Genomic DNA, 15645 nt, shown 5'->3' with positions numbered 1-15645 from the left:
GGTAAGACGACCCGACCTGCGGGTGAAGGACCTGCAGTGCAGGCATTCTCACCCGATCAAATTGAGCGACTGAGTTGCACTACCCACATCGGTGGGAGACATGGGAATCTGAAACGCATGACTCACTCTCCGTATATCGCGAAGGTCCTCTTCGGAAGGCAGATCCGGCAGTTCCGTCTGCGCGCGAACAACATGAGCGTGGCCCAGGCGGCCCGACGCATGGGAATGTCAGAGTCCAAGTACCGCAAGTTGGAGGCGGGCACGAATGACTCGCTCAAACTCCCGGATGCCTACTCGGCGGCGTACATCTACGAGCTGTCGACTGCTGAGTCGCAACACCTGGTCGCACTCGTGGACGCGGCCGACTCGCACGGCTGGTACCACGACTACGACGTCTCGCCGGAGTTCGTTCATTACATTGAGCAGGAAGGGGCGGCCGGCACCATTCGGGTCATGGGGCAGAGCCTTGTGTTTGGTCTGTTCCAGACTGAGGCCTACATGGCGGGCCTGAGCGCGGATGCTTCCGGAGCGAATCGTGGCCCCGGGAACGGGTTGCGGGTGGACAGGCAGGCAGCTGTGCTGAACAGCGAGAATCCGCCGAAGATCGCCTACATCACGGATGAGGCTGCACTGCGTCGTGAGGTCGGAGGCGCGGAGGTGATCCGAGGTCAGATGAGGCATCTCCTCGAACTCAACGAGCGCGACAACATCGAGATGTGGGTGGTACCTTTCGCCTCGGGCCACTACCCGAGTGTCCCCGGTCCCTACCGGATCATGTACTTCCCCGACAATGTGTTCCCCACGACGGTCTATCTAGAATCTCTCCACGGGAGCCACTACGAGGACTCTGAGAAGGTCGTCAAGCGCTACGAAGCGGCTTTCCAGGAAACGAAGCAGCCGCCGACTGCCGTCCCGATGAAGGAGTTCATTGATGCAAGCAACCTCCTGGCGTAAGTCGAGCCGGAGCAGCGACAACGCAAATCCGAACTGCGTCGAGTGCCGCGTGACCTGGCGTAAGTCGAGCCGCAGCAGCGACAGCGGTGCCGACCAGAACTGCGTCGAGGCCCGGTCCTTCGAGGGCCAGTTCCAGGTCCGTGACTCGAAGCTCGGCCACGAGTCCCCTGTCTTCGAGCTCGCCGCCCCCGAGTTCGCGAGCCTCCTGCGCGCCACCTCCGCCCGCTTACCGAGACGAGCAGCAGCGGCTCCCGGCTGATGCCGGGGGCCGCTCTTGTCGTTTGCGGAGCCGGATGCGGGCGCGCCGACCCGCGATGGTCGCGTCAGCGACCGTGTCAGCGCGATGTCAGGGGCGCGTAAGGGCGGGCGCCGATAGTTGCTCCATCAACGAGGAACACCTCGACGAAACGCTTGAAGGAGCACCGAAATGACCGCCAGCCTCTCCGCCCAGGACCAGATCACCATCCGCACCGCCGCCTACGGCGCCGTCTCGCTGCTCTCCGCCGCCGGGATCGCCGGGTCCGCCCACAAGATCGGCACCGACGCCTCCCTGGCCCTGACCGCCGCGACCGGCACCGTCGGCCACATCGTCGCCGACGCCAAGGGGCTCAAGCTCAAGGGCAAATCCACCGCCGAGCTCGCCGACCAGGTCTTCCCCGCGATCACCGAGTCGGTGCGGATCCTCGAAGCGCACGACCCCGCCGAGGCCGAGAACTTCCGCTCCATCATCAAGGTCGTCATCGACGCCGCTGACCGCGCCCACAAGGGCGAGCCCAGCCCCGTCATGGCCGACATGGTCCGCAAGATCGAGGACGCCCTCCACGCCTAGACCCGCCGACGCCGCGCCGCCAGGTCCGCCCGGACCCGGTGGCGCGGCGGCGTTGGGGCGCAGCCGGTTTGGGGGGCGGCCGGGGAATGTGAGTGGTTTCCACACCTGCGGGTGATGCGGTCTCGGTTGGGATGAGGGATCATTGAGGTACGCACAAGGGTTGGGAATCCGTACAGGAGTCCAGTAGGTGCAAGCAGACTACGACAAGCCTATGGCCGACCGGCTGACCAGACGGTTCCGAGCACACCGCCCCGTTCACGGGGTCGGTGGTCTCGCCCCTTGGTGCTATCAGTTCCCGCAGCGAACCGACCCCCTCGGGGGTCATTGGGTGGGAGACGGACCGGTCGGGATCACCTCGACTGGACCGCAAGTGTCCTGAACGAGGCACAGCATGTCCAGATGGATGCAACGCCGACCATAGCGGGAGTCCGGACATCACCAGGCAGCGTCAGGGAACGCAGCGGCAAAGACCGCCCAAGCGCGGGCGGCAACCGCGTGCATACCGGCCGCCATTTCCATGAACCGCCAGCCCCGCTTTCGGGGTGCCCGAGAGACACGGGGAGGAGCTCTTGGCGGGCTGCGGCAGCAACACCCGCTAAGCCGGTTGAGCACCGCAGGGCACAAGCACCCTGGATCGATGGCGAACGCTTGAAGGCGCGAGGCCCTGGCGGGCGGTGTCGAGCTGGCGAAGGCGCGAGGGCCTCTGGCGGATGCTGGAGCGAGAAGCGAGGAAGGAGGTGACCAGACCATGAAGAACCCGAGCCCGGCCCTGCCATGCGCACGCGCTCAGCACACGATGCGCGCACGCGGCCCGATCGCGACTGCGGCGGCTGCGGTGGCGCGACGCTCCCGGTTCGATGCCCCCGGCTACCCGGCCACGGCCATACCGGCGCATCGCCTGCGAGTACTGACGGCGCTCCGGACCGCTCGGCCCGGGATCCTCGCCGCCCGGAGCCGACCCGGCCCCGGGCAGCACACGCCGCGAACCCGCCCACGCCAATCCGTCGCTGACCGGTTGTGGCCCAAGAAAAACGGACCAGTCATCGGCCCGCGACCTTGGGGGAACGCTCCGGTCCTTCCGTCACTGACCGGTTGCAGCGCAACCAAGCGCCGGCCCCGGCCTCGGCCCGGCCCCGGCCCGGCCCCGGCCTCGCATCCCCGGGAGTGATCTGCCCTTCCATCGTTGACCGGTTGCAGCCCAAGCGAGAATCGGCCCGGGCACGCCACCGATCTTGGACTGGATGCGCGCTCGCCACAGGCAATCACCGGACACGCCCCAGCCCCCGGGCACAGTGAAGGGCGCCGGCCGGAGGCCGACGCCCTTTTCGCTTGCGCCCCTAGATCATCGGGTGGCGGATGATGTTCTCCTCGCGGCCCGGCCCGACGCCGACGACGCTCACGCGGGCGCCGCACAGCTCCTCGAGCCGCTCGATGTACGACTGGGCCGCCGCGGGCAGCTCGTCGAACTTGCGGCAGTGGGAGATGTCCTCGAACCAGCCCTCGTGGTACTCGTAGATCGGCTTCGCGTGGTGCACATCGGTCTGCGTCATCGGCATCTCGTCGACGCGCTCGCCGTCGACCTCGTACGCCACGCAGATCGGGACCCGCTCGAGTTCAGAGAGCACGTCGAGCTTCGTCACGAACAGGTCGGTGACCCCGTTGACGCGCACCGCGTACCGGCCCAGGACCGCGTCGAACCAGCCGCAGCGGCGGCGCCGGCCGGTGGTCACGCCGTACTCGCCGCCCTTCTTGAGCAGGAACTCGCCGAACTCGTCGAACAGCTCCGACGGGAACGGGCCCGAGCCCACGCGGGTCGTGTACGCCTTGATGATGCCGATCGCGGTCGTGATCTTCTGCGGCGCGATGCCGGTGCCCACCGCCGCGCCGCCCGTGGTCGGGTTCGACGAGGTCACGAACGGGTAGGTGCCGTGGTCCACGTCGAGCATGGTCGCCTGCGCGCCCTCGAGGAGCACGTTCTTGCCCTCGTCGAGCGCCTTGTTCAGGATCAGGCGGGTGTCGGCGATGTACGGCTTCAGGCGCTCCGCGTACTGCAGGTACTCCTCGACCACGGCCTGCGGGTCGATCGCCTTGCGGTTGTAGACCTTCACGAGGATCTGGTTCTTCTCGCGGAGGATCTGCTCGAGCTTGATGGAGAGGATCTTGGGGTCCAGGAGGTCCTGGACGCGGATGCCCTGGCGCGCCACCTTGTCGGCGTACGCCGGGCCGATGCCGCGGCCGGTCGTGCCGATGCGGGCGCCGCCGAGGTAGCGCTCGACCACGCGGTCGAGGGCCCGGTGGTGGGGCATGATGAGGTGCGCGTCGGCGGAGAGCTTCAGGTTCGAGACGTCCACGCCGCCCGCGGTGAGCTCGTCGAGCTCGGAGATGAGGAACTTCGGGTCGACGACGACGCCGTTGCCGATCACCGGGATGACGCCCGGCGTCAGGATGCCCACGGGCACCAGGTGGATGGCGTACTTGGTGCCGTCAGGGACGACGACCGTGTGCCCGGCGTTGTTGCCGCCCTGGTAGCGCACGACGTAGTCCATCTCGGCGCCGAGCAGGTCGGTGACCTTGCCCTTGCCCTCGTCGCCCCACTGCGTTCCGACGACCGCGATCGCTGGCATCTGCCCATCCTCCCGGGAAGTTGATCACCCGATTACCTGGTAAGCCTACTGGCATGCGGTGACCTCGTGTCTCACCAGGCCCGAGCGCTATGAGTCGGACCCTCATCACACCGTAGTGTGGGCTCCTGTGAACGTCGTCGTACTGACACTCGTGGAAGCCAACTGCGCCAACCCCGGGCCGCGCACTCAGGCGCTGCACCTGGTGGACGAACTCAAGGCGCGGGGCGCGGTCGTGCGCACCGCCGAGGCCTCCACACCCGAGGAAGTCGACGAGGCGTTGCGCAACCCGGACGAGCGGATCGTGCTCGCCGCGGACACGGACGAGCAGGTCAACGCCGTCATGGCGCGCATCGTGCGCCGGGCGATCCCGGCCCCGAGCAAGCGGCCCGAGGGCCTGCCGGAGGGGCGCACGATCCCCGATCTGCCCGCGGTCGCGATCCTGCCGCTGGGGACGGCGCCGGGGATCGTCGCGCGGCTGGGCCTGCCCGAGAAGCCGGCCGAGGTCGCCGCGGCGGTCGCCGAGGGAGTGGTGAAGCGCACTGATCTGCTTCGTCACGACGGCGGCGGCGTCGCCGTCGACGGCGTGCGGCTCGGCGGCGGGGACCGGCCCTGGCGCGGGGTCGTGAACCTCGACGACGTGGTGCTCGCCGACGGCAGCGAGCAGATCCTGGCGTGCGTGGTCGCGAACGCCGACGGGTACGCGGCGGCCGACGACATGGTCCTGGCCGAGCCCGACCCGGCCGACGGGAAGATCGACGTGGCGGTCGCGGTGCCGGTCACGGTGGGCCGCTTGCGAAAGCGCCTGCGCATCGAGGTGCGGCGCGCGCGGGGTCGGGCCGTCGCGGTGCACCCGGAGGACACGGTCACCTTCATCCAGGACGGGCTCGTGAGCGAGCTCGGCCGCAAGCGCACCTGGTGGATCGAACCGGGCGCCGCCGCCTGGTACGAGGGCGCGTAGGCGCCCTGGGAGAGCACGGCATCCGACCCGGTTTCGCCTGGTCAGGCCGCCGCGATTGAAACGTTTCGAGACCTTCGCCACCCGTCCGGAAAACTTTTTAAGATGGGGCGAAAAAGCTGGTCAATAGGGTTGATGCCGTCTGCGGGTTCCCGTAGCCTGGAGGGCGCACCCAAACCCTCCCCCAGCGAAGGAGCACCCCGCATGGCGATCGTCTATGGCGGTGACTACAACCCCGAGCAGTGGCCCCGCGAGACCTGGGCCGAGGACATGCGCCTGATGCGCGAGGCGGGCGTGAACCGCGTCAGCGTCGGCATCTTCTCCTGGGCACTCTTCGAGCCCGAGGAAGGCCGCTACGAGTTCGCCTGGTTCGACGAGGTCCTGGACCTCCTCGCCGCCAACGGCATCGAGGCCTGCCTGGCCACCCCGACCGCGTCCCCGCCGCCGTGGTTCGCCGCGACCTACCCCGAAGCGGTCATGGTCGACGCCGACGGCCGCCAGCTCACGCACGGCTCCCGCCAGGGCTTCGACCCGTCCTCCGACGTGTACCTCGCCAAGGCCCTCCAGATCGCCGAGAAGATCGCCGAGCGGTACGCCGACCACCCCGCGGTCGGCCTGTGGCACCTCCACAACGAGTACGGCTGCCACAACACCCGCTCCTACACGAAGGCCGCCACGGCGAAGTTCCGCACCTGGCTGCGCGCCCGCTACGGCGACCTCGACGGCCTCAACGCCGCGTGGGGCACCGCGTTCTGGTCCCAGGCCTACTCGTCCTGGGACCAGGTGTACGCGCCGCTCCCCACCCCGACGATCCCCAACCCGGGCCAGGTCCTCGACTGGAAGCGGTTCTCGTCCTGGCAGCTGGTGCAGAACTACCGGGCCGAGGCCGCGGTCATCCGCAAGTACTCCGACAAGCCGATGACCACGAACTTCATGACCGGCTCGCACCCCGAGGTCGACCTGTGGGAGTTCAGCGGCGCCGTCGACATCGTCTCCACCGACCACTACCTGGCCGGTGAGGACCCGCAGGCGCACGTCAACCTCGGCTTCGCGGCCGACTACGCGCGGTCGCTCGGCGCCGGCAAGCCGTGGATCCTCATGGAGCACTCCACCTCCGCCGTCAACTGGCAGGGCCGCAACCGCGCCAAGGCCCCGCGCGAGATGCTGCGCAACTCGCTCGCCCACTTCGCGCGCGGCGCGGACGCCATCATGTTCTTCCAGTGGCGCGCCTCGAAGCAGGGCGCCGAGAAGTGGCACTCGGGCATGGTCCCGCACGCGGGCACCGACTCCAAGATCTGGCGCGAGGTGTGCGAACTCGGCGCGACCCTGAAGAGCCTGGCCGAGGTCGAGGGCTCCCGGGTGCAGGCCGAGACCGCGATCCTGTGGGACTTCCCGAACGCGTGGGCGCAGGAGCACGAGGCCCGCCCGACGAACGAGTTCACCGCTCAGGGCATCTTCGACGCCTACTACGCGGCGCTGTGGCGCGCCGGCATCACCGCCGACGTGGCCGAGCCCGAAGGCGACCTCTCCAAGTACAGGTTCGTCGTCGTCCCCGCGGTCTACCTGCTCTCGCGCAAGGGCGCGGAGAACCTGCGCCAGTTCGTGAACGGCGGCGGCACGGTGCTCGTGACCCCGTACTCCGGGATCGCCGACGAGACCGACACGGTCTACCTGGGCGGCTACCCGGGCGCGTTCCGCGACGTCGTGGGCGTGCGCAGCGAGGAGTTCCACCCGCTCATCGGCGGCAGGGTCGAACTCGCCTCAGGCGGTTTCGGGACGATCTGGAGCGAAGCAGCCGAGGCAGTGGGAGGCGCGGAGGTCCGCGACACGTACGCCGACGGGACCCCGGCCTGGCTGGTCAACCGCTTCGGCGCGGGCACCGCCCACTACCTGACGACCTTCCCCGACCCCGACACCCTCGACCGCATCGTCGCTGCCGCAGCGGTGGACGCGGGCGTCGCGGCGGTGGCTGAGGCCCCCGTCGGCGTCGAGGTCGTGCGGCGCGCGCACGAGGACGGGCGCAGCTGGCTGTTCTGCATCAACCACACGGACGCCGACGCGACGGTCAAGGCCGCCGACGTCCTCATCGACGTGCCCGCGGGCGAGGTCGTCGTCCACCGCGAGCACGCGTAGACGCGACCGATGAGCGCGCCCGGCGGGTCCGGGCGGAACACGGCGGCGGGAAGCGGTCGGCCAGTCTCGGGGCCGGCGGCCTCCCGCCGCTCTCGCTTGCGGCCGAAGGGCGTTCGCGCAGCGTGCGCGGGAGCCCGATACACCTCCTGGACGGCTGTGGCCGTGCTCGCCACCTGATCGAAATCCGATCGTTATCTGAGTGAGGCATGCTGGTCAGCGCCCGCGCCGTCACCGCGGCTGAGGGCGTGTCAGTTGGGGACGGCTCAGACGGAGGTGGGGTGCAGTGGCGGCGGAGTACTCGAGTTTCGTGGCCATCGGCGACAGTTTCACCGAAGGCGTCGGTGACCCCGATCCGGGCGGCGACCGCTACCGCGGCTGGGCCGACCTGTTCGCCCTCCGCGCCGCCGAGCAGTGGCCGGCCTTCGCCTACGCCAACCTCGCCGTACGCGGGCGCCTCTTCGACCGCATCGTCGACGAGCAGGTCGTCCCGGCGATCAAGCAGAGCCCCGACCTCGTCTCGTTCGCCGCCGGCGGCAACGACGCCCTCCGCCCCGGCTTCAACCCCGTGCAGCTCTCCACCCGCGCGCACGAAGTGGTCCGCCTCCTCAAAGCCTCCGGCGCCGAGGTCATCCTCTTCACCTGCGCCGACATCACCCCGCACATCCCCGGCATCGCGGTCCTGCGCAAGCGCTTCGTCGCCACCAACGACGCCTACAAGCGCGTCGCCAAGCGCCACAACGCGATCCTCGTCGACCTCTGGAGCGACAAGGCCTTCGAGGACCCGCGCCTGTGGTCCGAGGACCGCCTGCACCTCAACACCTTCGGGCACCAGCGCGTCGCCTACGACGTGTGCGAGGCCCTCGGCGTCGAGCCCGACCCGGCCTGGAGCGAGCCCCTCCCGCACCTGCCCCGCCCCCGGCGCGAGATGAACGGCGTCCAGTGGGCCGGCAAGCACCTCGCCCCCTGGGTCAAGCGCCGGCTCACCGGCAAGTCCAGCGGCGACACCGTCGATCCCAAACGCCCCGAACTGACCAAGGTGAAGTGATCTCACATGGCCCTGCTCTTCAAACTCCTGGCCGTCCTGGTCATCATCCTGACCTGCGCCTTCTTCTTCGGCCTCCTTTTCAAGAAGGGCCGCGGCAAATAGCGATTCCAGGCGCGGCCGAATCAGGCGGCCGCGTGCGGCTGGAAGTCGATGACGAGGTCGACCTCGAGCGCCGCCGCCAACCGCTCGAGCAGTGGGATCGTCGGCGTGACGCCACCGCCTTCGAGCCGGGACAGCTGCGGCTGGGTCATGCCCGCCCTGGCGGCCAGTTCGACCTGGCTCAGGCCGAGTTCGCGCCGCCGCTCGTAGACCATCTTCCCGAGCAGGAACCCGCGTCGCGCGGCCTCGTACTCCTCGGAGTGGGAGCCGCTGCGGCGCCACACCGCGTGCTCTCCGGACCTGCGCATCACATCTCCTCCTTGTCTCGATCGTAAACGGCGGCCGCGTGCGGATGCCGCGACTCGCACTCGACCTGCGCCCTCCGTGCCCGGTCGACCTCGAACCGCTGGCGGGCGGCGCGTCTTCGGAAACACCGTCAGCAGCACCACTCGGCGGTTCGGGGCGAGCCAGTACGTGATCCGGACCTGCCGGTGCGGCAGGTGGAACCGCAGCTCGCGCAGCTTGCCTCCGAGATGGCGGGAATAGGGCCCCCCAGGGCGTCCGCCTGTTCGGCCGGCAGGTCGCCGTAGAACTCGACGCGGTCGTATTCGCGGCGCGGCAGGCCCTCCAGCCAGGTGCGGACCTCCGGCTCGAGCTCGATCGAGAATCCTTCCTCCATGCATTCGACGGTATATGCCATTGAAAGCATAACTCGGAAGCGAACGCCGGGGCGGGGTTTCATCTGTCGGCGCGACAGGGCATCATGGAGAACTGTGGGACTCCTCCAGCGTCTGTTGGGGCGCCGGGACACACCTGATTCAGTGCCAGATCCCGCCGCCCAACCTGAACCTGCCTCCGCGCCCGAGGCCGCCGCGCCCGAGCCGGCCGCCTCTTCTGGCGCCCTTGACGATGCCGCCCCCGAGAGCAGCCCGGCCCCCTCGCCGGACGCCGCCGAGGAGGACAGCATCGCAACCCAGGCGCCAGTGACCGGCCTGCGGCTCGTGCCCGCGCTCGAGCCCGAACCCGAGCCGGAGCCCGAGCCCGCGGGCCCGATGCTCACGGCCGTCCCGGATCTCGAGCCCGGGGAGTCCGCGTCCGCAGCCGACGAGGCCACCGCGGCCCTCGATCCCGAACCAGAGGCGGCGATCTTCGTGCCCGAGCGGCCCCGCCGCGAACTGCTCACATTGGACAAGCCCGTCCCGCCGCGCCCGCCGACCACCGGCCGCGACGAGATGATGCCCCGCATCGAGGACGACGAGTCGCTCGACATCGCCGGGTCGCCGCGCGCCGAACTGCGCGCCGCCGGGCTCGCCGTCCCGAAGATGCACCAGCTCGTGCGCCGCGGGGACACCGCCATGTGGGCCTTCGCCGTCCGGTCCTCCGAGGCCCTGCGCTGGTGGCTCGACATCCGCCAGGCCGCCGAGCAGACCGGCTGGATGCCCGTCCTCCTCGGCGCGGCCGAGGAGTGGCGCGACAACGGCGAGGCGATCATCCACGAGGGCGACGACGAGCTCACCCGCGCCGACGAGATCGACGCCGCCGAGCTCCTGCACGACAAGGCCGCCGAGGCCGGCGAGCCCGCGCGCGGCGTCCCGATCCTGCCGCGCCGCGGCGACACCGACTTCGCCACGCCGCACGAGCAGCACGGCCTCCTCGGGCTCGTCCAGACCGACGCGGGCTGGAAGATCCCGGCCATGTTCCCCTGGAAGGGCTCCACGAACTGGGAGCTCTACGGCGCCGAGCACGCCGCGGTCCTGCACGGCTGGCACCGCCGCTTCGAGGCCGAGCTGGTCGCCATGACCTACGACGTGATCGAGCTGTACGTCCCGCACCCGCCCAATGCCGAAGAGGCCCTTGCGGTCGCGAGCGAGGTCTACGCCTACTGCCCGGACCTCCTCGACTCCGGCGTCCCGACCCTCGAAGACCTCGCCGAGCACATGATCAGGTCCAAGGCCTGGTACTTCCGATGGACGTAGTCCCAGCGGAACAGGTGGCACGGCAGGTGGACTGGGGACGACCTCAGGCCCTGCGGCTGGCCTCCATCCGCGGGGCGAGGCCGTCGAGGAAGCGGTCGACGGCGTAGCGCATCGCGTCGTGGCCGGTGATGTTCCAGGCCTCAGGGTCGGTGAAGCGCGCGATGCGCCGGTACCGGCCGGACGCGACCGCGCGCTCGAGGTAGGGGCCCTGCGCCGACCACCACTCCTCTTCGGCGGTCTCCGGCTGCTCGTCGGCGCTGTCGCGGATGAGGTACTGCCGGGCCGTGCCGGTGACGATGTTCATCACGGCCGTGGTGGCGAGGTTGACCTCGCGGTCGGGCAGGTCGTGCGCGTCGAACGCGGCGAGCACGAAGTCGTAGCCGTCGAGCGAGTCCGGGCCGAGCACGGGCCGCTTCTGGTTGATCTCCAGCAGCCACGGGTGGTCGACGTACACCTCCCACGTGCTCTCGGCGACCAGTTCGAGGCCCTCGCGCCAGTCGAGTGAACCCAGGTCGGGCGCACCGGGGCCGATCTTCGAGAGCCGGTCGACCATGAGGTCGATGAGCTCCCGCTTGCCCGGGACGTACCGGTAGATCGTCATCGCGCCGACCCCGAGCTCGGCCGAGACGCTGCGCATCCCGAAGCAGCTGCCCTCCCGGTCGGCCACCGCGATGGCGGCCTCCACGATCCGGTCGACGGTGAGCTTCGGTTTCGGCCCGGGCTTGCTGAGCCGCGGCCCGAACTCGCGCCAGAGCAGCTCGAGGCTTCGTTTGGGGTCGCCCGCCCCCGTCTGTGGTGTCGCCATAGGGGCCTCATCGTATCGCGCTTGCTAATCGAGTACATCGTATGCTATTACTGAGTACAACGTACCCGATTGAAGGGCGACCGTCCATGGGAACCACCACCGTCGAGGCCAGCAACCTCGGCAAACGATTCAAGGACACCGCCGCGCTCGACGGCTTCGACCTCACCGCCGAGGCCGGCACCGTCCTGGGGCTCCTCGGCCCCAACGGCGCGGGCAAGACGACCACCGTCCGCATCCTCACCACGCTGCTGCGCTTCGACTCCGGCCGCGCCGCCGTGGCCGGGTTCGACGTGGCCCGCGACGCCCGCCAAGTGCGCCGCCGCATCGGCCTCACCGGCCAGCAGACCGCCGTCGACGAACTCCTCACCGCCCGCCAGAACCTCGTCCTGTTCGGCAAGCTGTTCCGCCTCGACAAGACCCGCGCCGGCGAACGCGCCGACGAGCTCCTCGCCCAGTTCGGCCTCGCCGAGGCCGCGAACCGCCAGGCGAAAGGGTTCTCCGGCGGCATGAAGCGCCGCCTCGACCTCGCCGCCAGCATGATCCTCGCCCCGCAGGTGCTCTTCCTCGACGAACCGACCACCGGACTCGACCCGGCGGGGCGCCGCGAGGTCTGGGACGCCGTCGAAGGCCTCGCCGCCGACGGCACCACCGTCGTGCTCACCACCCACTACCTCGACGAGGCCGACCGCCTCTGCGACCGCATCGCCGTGATCGACCACGGCCGCAACCTCGTCGACGACACCCCCGCCGGACTCAAGCGCCGCATGGGCGCCGACCGGCTCGAGATCATCGCCGCCGACCAGTCCGACCTCCCCGTCCTGCGGGAGATCATCGCGGTGGTCGCCGACGGCGAGACCGCCGTCGACGAAGGCGCCTCCAGCGTCTCCGCGCGCGTCAAGGAACCCGTCGCGGCCCTCACCGCCGCCGCGACCGCGGTGCAGGACAAGCGCCTCACCGTCGCCGACATCGGCCTGCGCCGCCCCACCCTCGACGAGGCCTTCCTCGAACTCATCGCCAAGGAGGACCAGTGACCACGATCGCCCCGCTCCCCGACGAGACCCTCGCCGGTCGCGTCAAGTGGACGCTCCACGACTACCGCGCCATCGTCGGCCAGGAGTTCACCCATCTCGTGCGCCAGCCCGCCAACTTCGCCTGGGGCCTGGGGTTCCCGATCGTCATGGTGCTGCTGTTCGTGTACGTCTTCGGCTCCGCCATGGACGTCACCGGCGAGGGCGCCGGCGTCGACTACGTCGCCTACGCCATGCCCGGCATGTTCGCCATGACCATGGCCTTCGGCTTCACCAACACCGCCTGGGCCGTCGCCGAGGCCAAGCAGAAGGGGTTCATCGACCGGGTCCGCTCCATGCCCATGGCCTCCTCCGCGGTCGTGGTGGGCCGCAACATCGCCGACACCATGCACGCGGCGGTCGACCTGTTCGTCCTGGTCCTCATCGCCCTCGCGATCGGCTGGCGCTCCGGCGGCACCTTCGGCGAGACGCTGGGCGCGTTCGCCCTCCTGCTGTGGCTCCGCTTCGCGCTCATCTGGGTCGGCGTCTGGATGGGGCTCCTCGTCAAGAGCGTCGAGCAGGCCGGAAACCTCTTCGCCGTCGCGTTCCCGTTCGGCATGGTCTCCTCCGTGTTCACCCCGCCCGAGCTCATGCCCGGCTGGCTCGGCGCGATCGCCGCATGGAACCCCGTGTCCGCCACCGCGACCGCGATCCGCGAACTCTTCGGGAACCCGAGTTCGGCCGGCACCTCCTGGCCCGAGCAGCACGCGATCGCCGCCGCCGTCATCTGGCCGGTGATCATCACGGCGATCTTCCTGCCGCTGGCCGTGCGCAAGTTCAAGAACCTCGGCCGCTAGATCCTGCGGGAAACAGGAAAGGGGTCCGCGCCGAACGGCGCGGACCCCACTCGCATACCAGGGCGTTCCCTAACATTCACGGCGAACCGCGACCGTCGCGAAAACCGTCCACTGTCTCAATTTCATATCGAAGTTCGCGGATGAGAGGGAGCGATTCCACCGCTGTGCGCGTTATCTGGCTTTTGCAAGGGCGCCTTGGGCGCTCATGCCGGAAATCGGTGTTCTGCGCACCCCGGCCGGCTGCGATAGCTTGATTCCATGCGAGGCCGCGCACTGCAGCGCGGCGACCCCGTACGCACTCGCGTCCTCGCGCACCGGCATCCGGAGCGTTCTCGCTGGGAAGGCTCCTCACGGTCCGTGGTCGGAACCCGACTGCCCAGGACCGGCCAGAATGACCGCGCCTCCTTGGCGTCGCTGACTGGACGCGAATGCCGTCCCTCCCGGCCTTCGATCCCTGCTCCAGCATTCGACGAGGCGCGTCATCCCTCGAATCGAAAGCAGTCTGAACATGACCAAGAGGCGACACCTGCCCGCGCTCTTCGCCACGGCAGCACTGGCCACCGCCGCCTGCACCGACGACGAGAACCCGGTGAACGGCGACGCGAACGGCGAGTTCCCCCGCGCCAAGACCCTCTACTCGACCGGCACCGCCTGGGGCCCGCCCGGCGACTTCAACCCGATCTCCGCCGGCGGGGTCACCGGCCTCAACGGCCTCGGCTACGAGCACCTGTTCGTGTTCGACACCGTCGAGCAGCGGCTCGCCCCCTGGCTCGCCGAATCCGGGGAATGGACCGGCGCGCGCGAATTCGAGGTGCGCCTGCGCCAAGGCGTGAAGTGGAGCGACGGCAAGCCGTTCACGGCCGAGGACGTGGCGTTCACCTTCGAACTCGGGAAGATCGAGGGCGTGCCCTACGCGAACGTGTGGGACTGGCTGGACGCGGCCGAGGTCGTCGACGAGCGCACCGTCGAGTTCCGCTTCTCCGAGGCGCGGCAGCAGGAATGGGACAACTTCCTGTACACGCACGTGATCGTGCCGAAGCACGTCTTCGAGGCGTACACCGCCGAAGAGCTGCTGAGCGGCCCCCTCGACGCGAACCCCGTCGTCACCGGCCCGTACTCGGTGCACGGCTTCGACGAGAGGCAGGTCGCGTGGGTCAAGCGAGAGTCCTGGTGGGCCACCGAGGCGCTCGGCCTCGAGGTGAAGCCGAAGTACATCGTGGACCTCGTGACCCTCGGCAACGACGAGATCCTCAACATGCTCATCGAAGGCCGCCTCGACCTCGCCAACAACTTCATGCCGGGCATCGCCGACTTCCTCACCGGCGAACCGGAGATCACCACCTTCTACGACAAGCCGCCGTTCATGGCGCCGGTGAACACCGCCATGCTCATTCCCAACACGACGCGCGAGCCGCTCGACGACCCCGAGTTCCGCCGGGCCATGGCCTACGCGATCAGCCCGGGCGAGATCGTCGACTCCGTCTACGCCGCCATGGTGAGCGAGGCCCACCCGACCGGACTTCTCCCGATCTGGGAGCGCTACTACGACGCCGGGGCGGTGAGCGAGCACGGCTTCGTGTTCGAGCCCTCCAGCGCCGTCGAGATCCTGACCGCCGCCGGTTACCAGGACGAGGACGGCGACGGCTTCGTCGAGGACCGCGACGGCGAGGCGTTCGACCTGCAGCTCGTCGTCCCGGCCGGCTGGACCGACTGGGAGGCGGCCGCGCTCGCCATGGCCCGCGACCTCAGCGACGTCGGCATCAACACCACCGCGGTCTTCCTCGACGCCGCCGAGGTCGACGCCGCCCGCGAGAGCGGCGACTTCGACCTGCAGATCAACAACCGCAGCGGCCTCACCAACTCGCCGTGGAGCCACTTCCGGCACCTCTTCGAGCTCCCGGTCCGCGACACCCAGCGCCTCTCGAACTTCTCCCGCTGGGAGGACGAGACCGCCTGGGAGCTCACCCAGGAGCTCGCCACTCTCGCCGCCGACGACCTGCACTACCCCGAGGTCATCGCCGAGCTCCAGCGCATCGCCATGCGCGACCTCCCCGCCATCCCGGTCTGGTACAACGGCGCCTGGTCCCAGGCCTCCAACGCCGTCTGGACCGGCTGGCCCACCGGCAACGAGGGCGAACCCGGCATCTACCCCTCCTTCTGGAACGAGATGTGGGGCCTCGGCGCGGTCCGCATGCTCACCGAGATCCGGAGGGTCGAATAGCGCGAGCGGCGCCGACGAACCACGGGTCGCGGGGGGGGGGGGGGGGCCGCCCCCCCCCCCCCCCCCCCCCCCCCCCCCGATTGTACTAGTAAGAGTCTGTATTTTGCGGCGGCCTGGCGTCCGTAAAAACCGCGGGCTGG

At 69.5% G+C, this 15645-nt stretch carries 13 protein-coding genes and 1 pseudogene; 10 read left to right on the top strand and 4 right to left on the bottom strand.

The window, feature by feature from the left end:
- Positions 1 to 117: 117 nt before the first annotated feature.
- The 3 genes from AB0K52_RS17545 (at position 118) to AB0K52_RS17535 (ending at position 1783) form a co-directional block, all read left to right on the top strand.
- The gene (locus AB0K52_RS17545) at positions 118 to 954 is read left to right on the top strand and encodes a helix-turn-helix transcriptional regulator (RefSeq protein ID WP_363533049.1); all 837 of its coding nucleotides are present in this window, start codon (positions 118 to 120) and stop codon (positions 952 to 954) included.
- Positions 955 to 1003: 49 nt separating this feature from the next.
- Entirely contained in the window at positions 1004 to 1213 is a 210-nt protein-coding gene (locus AB0K52_RS17540; protein ID WP_363533046.1) for a DUF397 domain-containing protein, read from the top strand.
- A gap of 168 nt (positions 1214 to 1381) precedes the next feature.
- The gene (locus tag AB0K52_RS17535) at positions 1382 to 1783 is read left to right on the top strand and encodes a hypothetical protein (RefSeq protein ID WP_363533043.1); all 402 of its coding nucleotides are present in this window, start codon (positions 1382 to 1384) and stop codon (positions 1781 to 1783) included.
- A gap of 1337 nt (positions 1784 to 3120) precedes the next feature.
- Here the strand turns inward: AB0K52_RS17535 and AB0K52_RS17530 are convergent.
- Positions 3121 to 4407: an adenylosuccinate synthase gene (locus AB0K52_RS17530; RefSeq protein WP_208497312.1), complete on the bottom strand. Its 1287-nt coding sequence runs from the start codon at positions 4405 to 4407 to the stop codon at positions 3121 to 3123.
- A 127-nt stretch (positions 4408 to 4534) separates the two neighbouring features.
- Between AB0K52_RS17530 and AB0K52_RS17525 the strand changes: the two genes are divergently transcribed.
- The 3 genes from AB0K52_RS17525 (at position 4535) to AB0K52_RS17515 (ending at position 8540) form a co-directional block, all read left to right on the top strand.
- Complete coding sequence (locus tag AB0K52_RS17525; protein WP_363533040.1) at positions 4535 to 5365, top strand: diacylglycerol kinase family protein; 831 nt, start codon at positions 4535 to 4537, stop codon at positions 5363 to 5365.
- A 201-nt stretch (positions 5366 to 5566) separates the two neighbouring features.
- On the top strand, positions 5567 to 7495 hold the full coding sequence (locus AB0K52_RS17520; RefSeq protein ID WP_363533037.1) for a beta-galactosidase: 1929 nt from the start codon (positions 5567 to 5569) through the stop codon (positions 7493 to 7495).
- Positions 7496 to 7778: 283 nt separating this feature from the next.
- Positions 7779 to 8540 (top strand): SGNH/GDSL hydrolase family protein, encoded by a 762-nt coding sequence (locus AB0K52_RS17515; RefSeq protein ID WP_363533034.1) that lies wholly within the window; start codon positions 7779 to 7781, stop codon positions 8538 to 8540.
- A gap of 122 nt (positions 8541 to 8662) precedes the next feature.
- On the opposite strand, the gene AB0K52_RS17510 is transcribed toward AB0K52_RS17515, so the two are convergent.
- Positions 8663 to 8947 carry a helix-turn-helix transcriptional regulator gene (locus AB0K52_RS17510; protein WP_363533466.1) on the bottom strand — a complete coding sequence of 95 codons (285 nt, stop codon included), beginning with the start codon at positions 8945 to 8947 and terminating at the stop codon, positions 8663 to 8665.
- A gap of 168 nt (positions 8948 to 9115) precedes the next feature.
- Positions 9116 to 9322 (bottom strand): annotated as a pseudogene (locus AB0K52_RS17505) (hypothetical protein); the annotation flags it as partial.
- 138 nt (positions 9323 to 9460) lie between these two features.
- Here AB0K52_RS17505 and AB0K52_RS17500 point away from each other — a divergent pair.
- A complete protein-coding gene (locus tag AB0K52_RS17500) occupies positions 9461 to 10615 on the top strand; it encodes a DUF4253 domain-containing protein (RefSeq protein ID WP_363533031.1) in 1155 nt (384 codons plus the stop codon).
- 43 nt (positions 10616 to 10658) lie between these two features.
- Here AB0K52_RS17500 and AB0K52_RS17495 read toward each other — a convergent pair whose 3' ends face one another.
- Positions 10659 to 11420 carry a TetR/AcrR family transcriptional regulator C-terminal domain-containing protein gene (locus AB0K52_RS17495; protein ID WP_363533028.1) on the bottom strand — a complete coding sequence of 254 codons (762 nt, stop codon included), beginning with the start codon at positions 11418 to 11420 and terminating at the stop codon, positions 10659 to 10661.
- A gap of 86 nt (positions 11421 to 11506) precedes the next feature.
- On the opposite strand from AB0K52_RS17495, the gene AB0K52_RS17490 reads away from it, so the two are divergent.
- From AB0K52_RS17490 to AB0K52_RS17480, 3 genes are all read left to right on the top strand, one after another.
- Complete coding sequence (locus AB0K52_RS17490; protein ID WP_363533025.1) at positions 11507 to 12451, top strand: ATP-binding cassette domain-containing protein; 945 nt, start codon at positions 11507 to 11509, stop codon at positions 12449 to 12451.
- The gene (locus AB0K52_RS17485) at positions 12448 to 13284 is read left to right on the top strand and encodes an ABC transporter permease (protein ID WP_363533022.1); all 837 of its coding nucleotides are present in this window, start codon (positions 12448 to 12450) and stop codon (positions 13282 to 13284) included. Before AB0K52_RS17490 ends, AB0K52_RS17485 begins: the two co-directional genes overlap by 4 nt.
- A gap of 508 nt (positions 13285 to 13792) precedes the next feature.
- Positions 13793 to 15505 (top strand): ABC transporter substrate-binding protein, encoded by a 1713-nt coding sequence (locus AB0K52_RS17480; protein ID WP_363533019.1) that lies wholly within the window; start codon positions 13793 to 13795, stop codon positions 15503 to 15505.
- The last annotated feature ends 140 nt before the right edge of the window (positions 15506 to 15645 follow it).

It is taken from the genome of Glycomyces sp. NPDC049804, assembly GCF_040674615.1.
Taxonomy (GTDB): Bacteria; Actinomycetota; Actinomycetes; order Mycobacteriales; family Micromonosporaceae; genus Glycomyces; species Glycomyces niveus.
The sequence above is the reverse complement of the archived record's forward strand: the minus strand, read 5'-3'. Positions and strand labels throughout refer to the sequence as shown.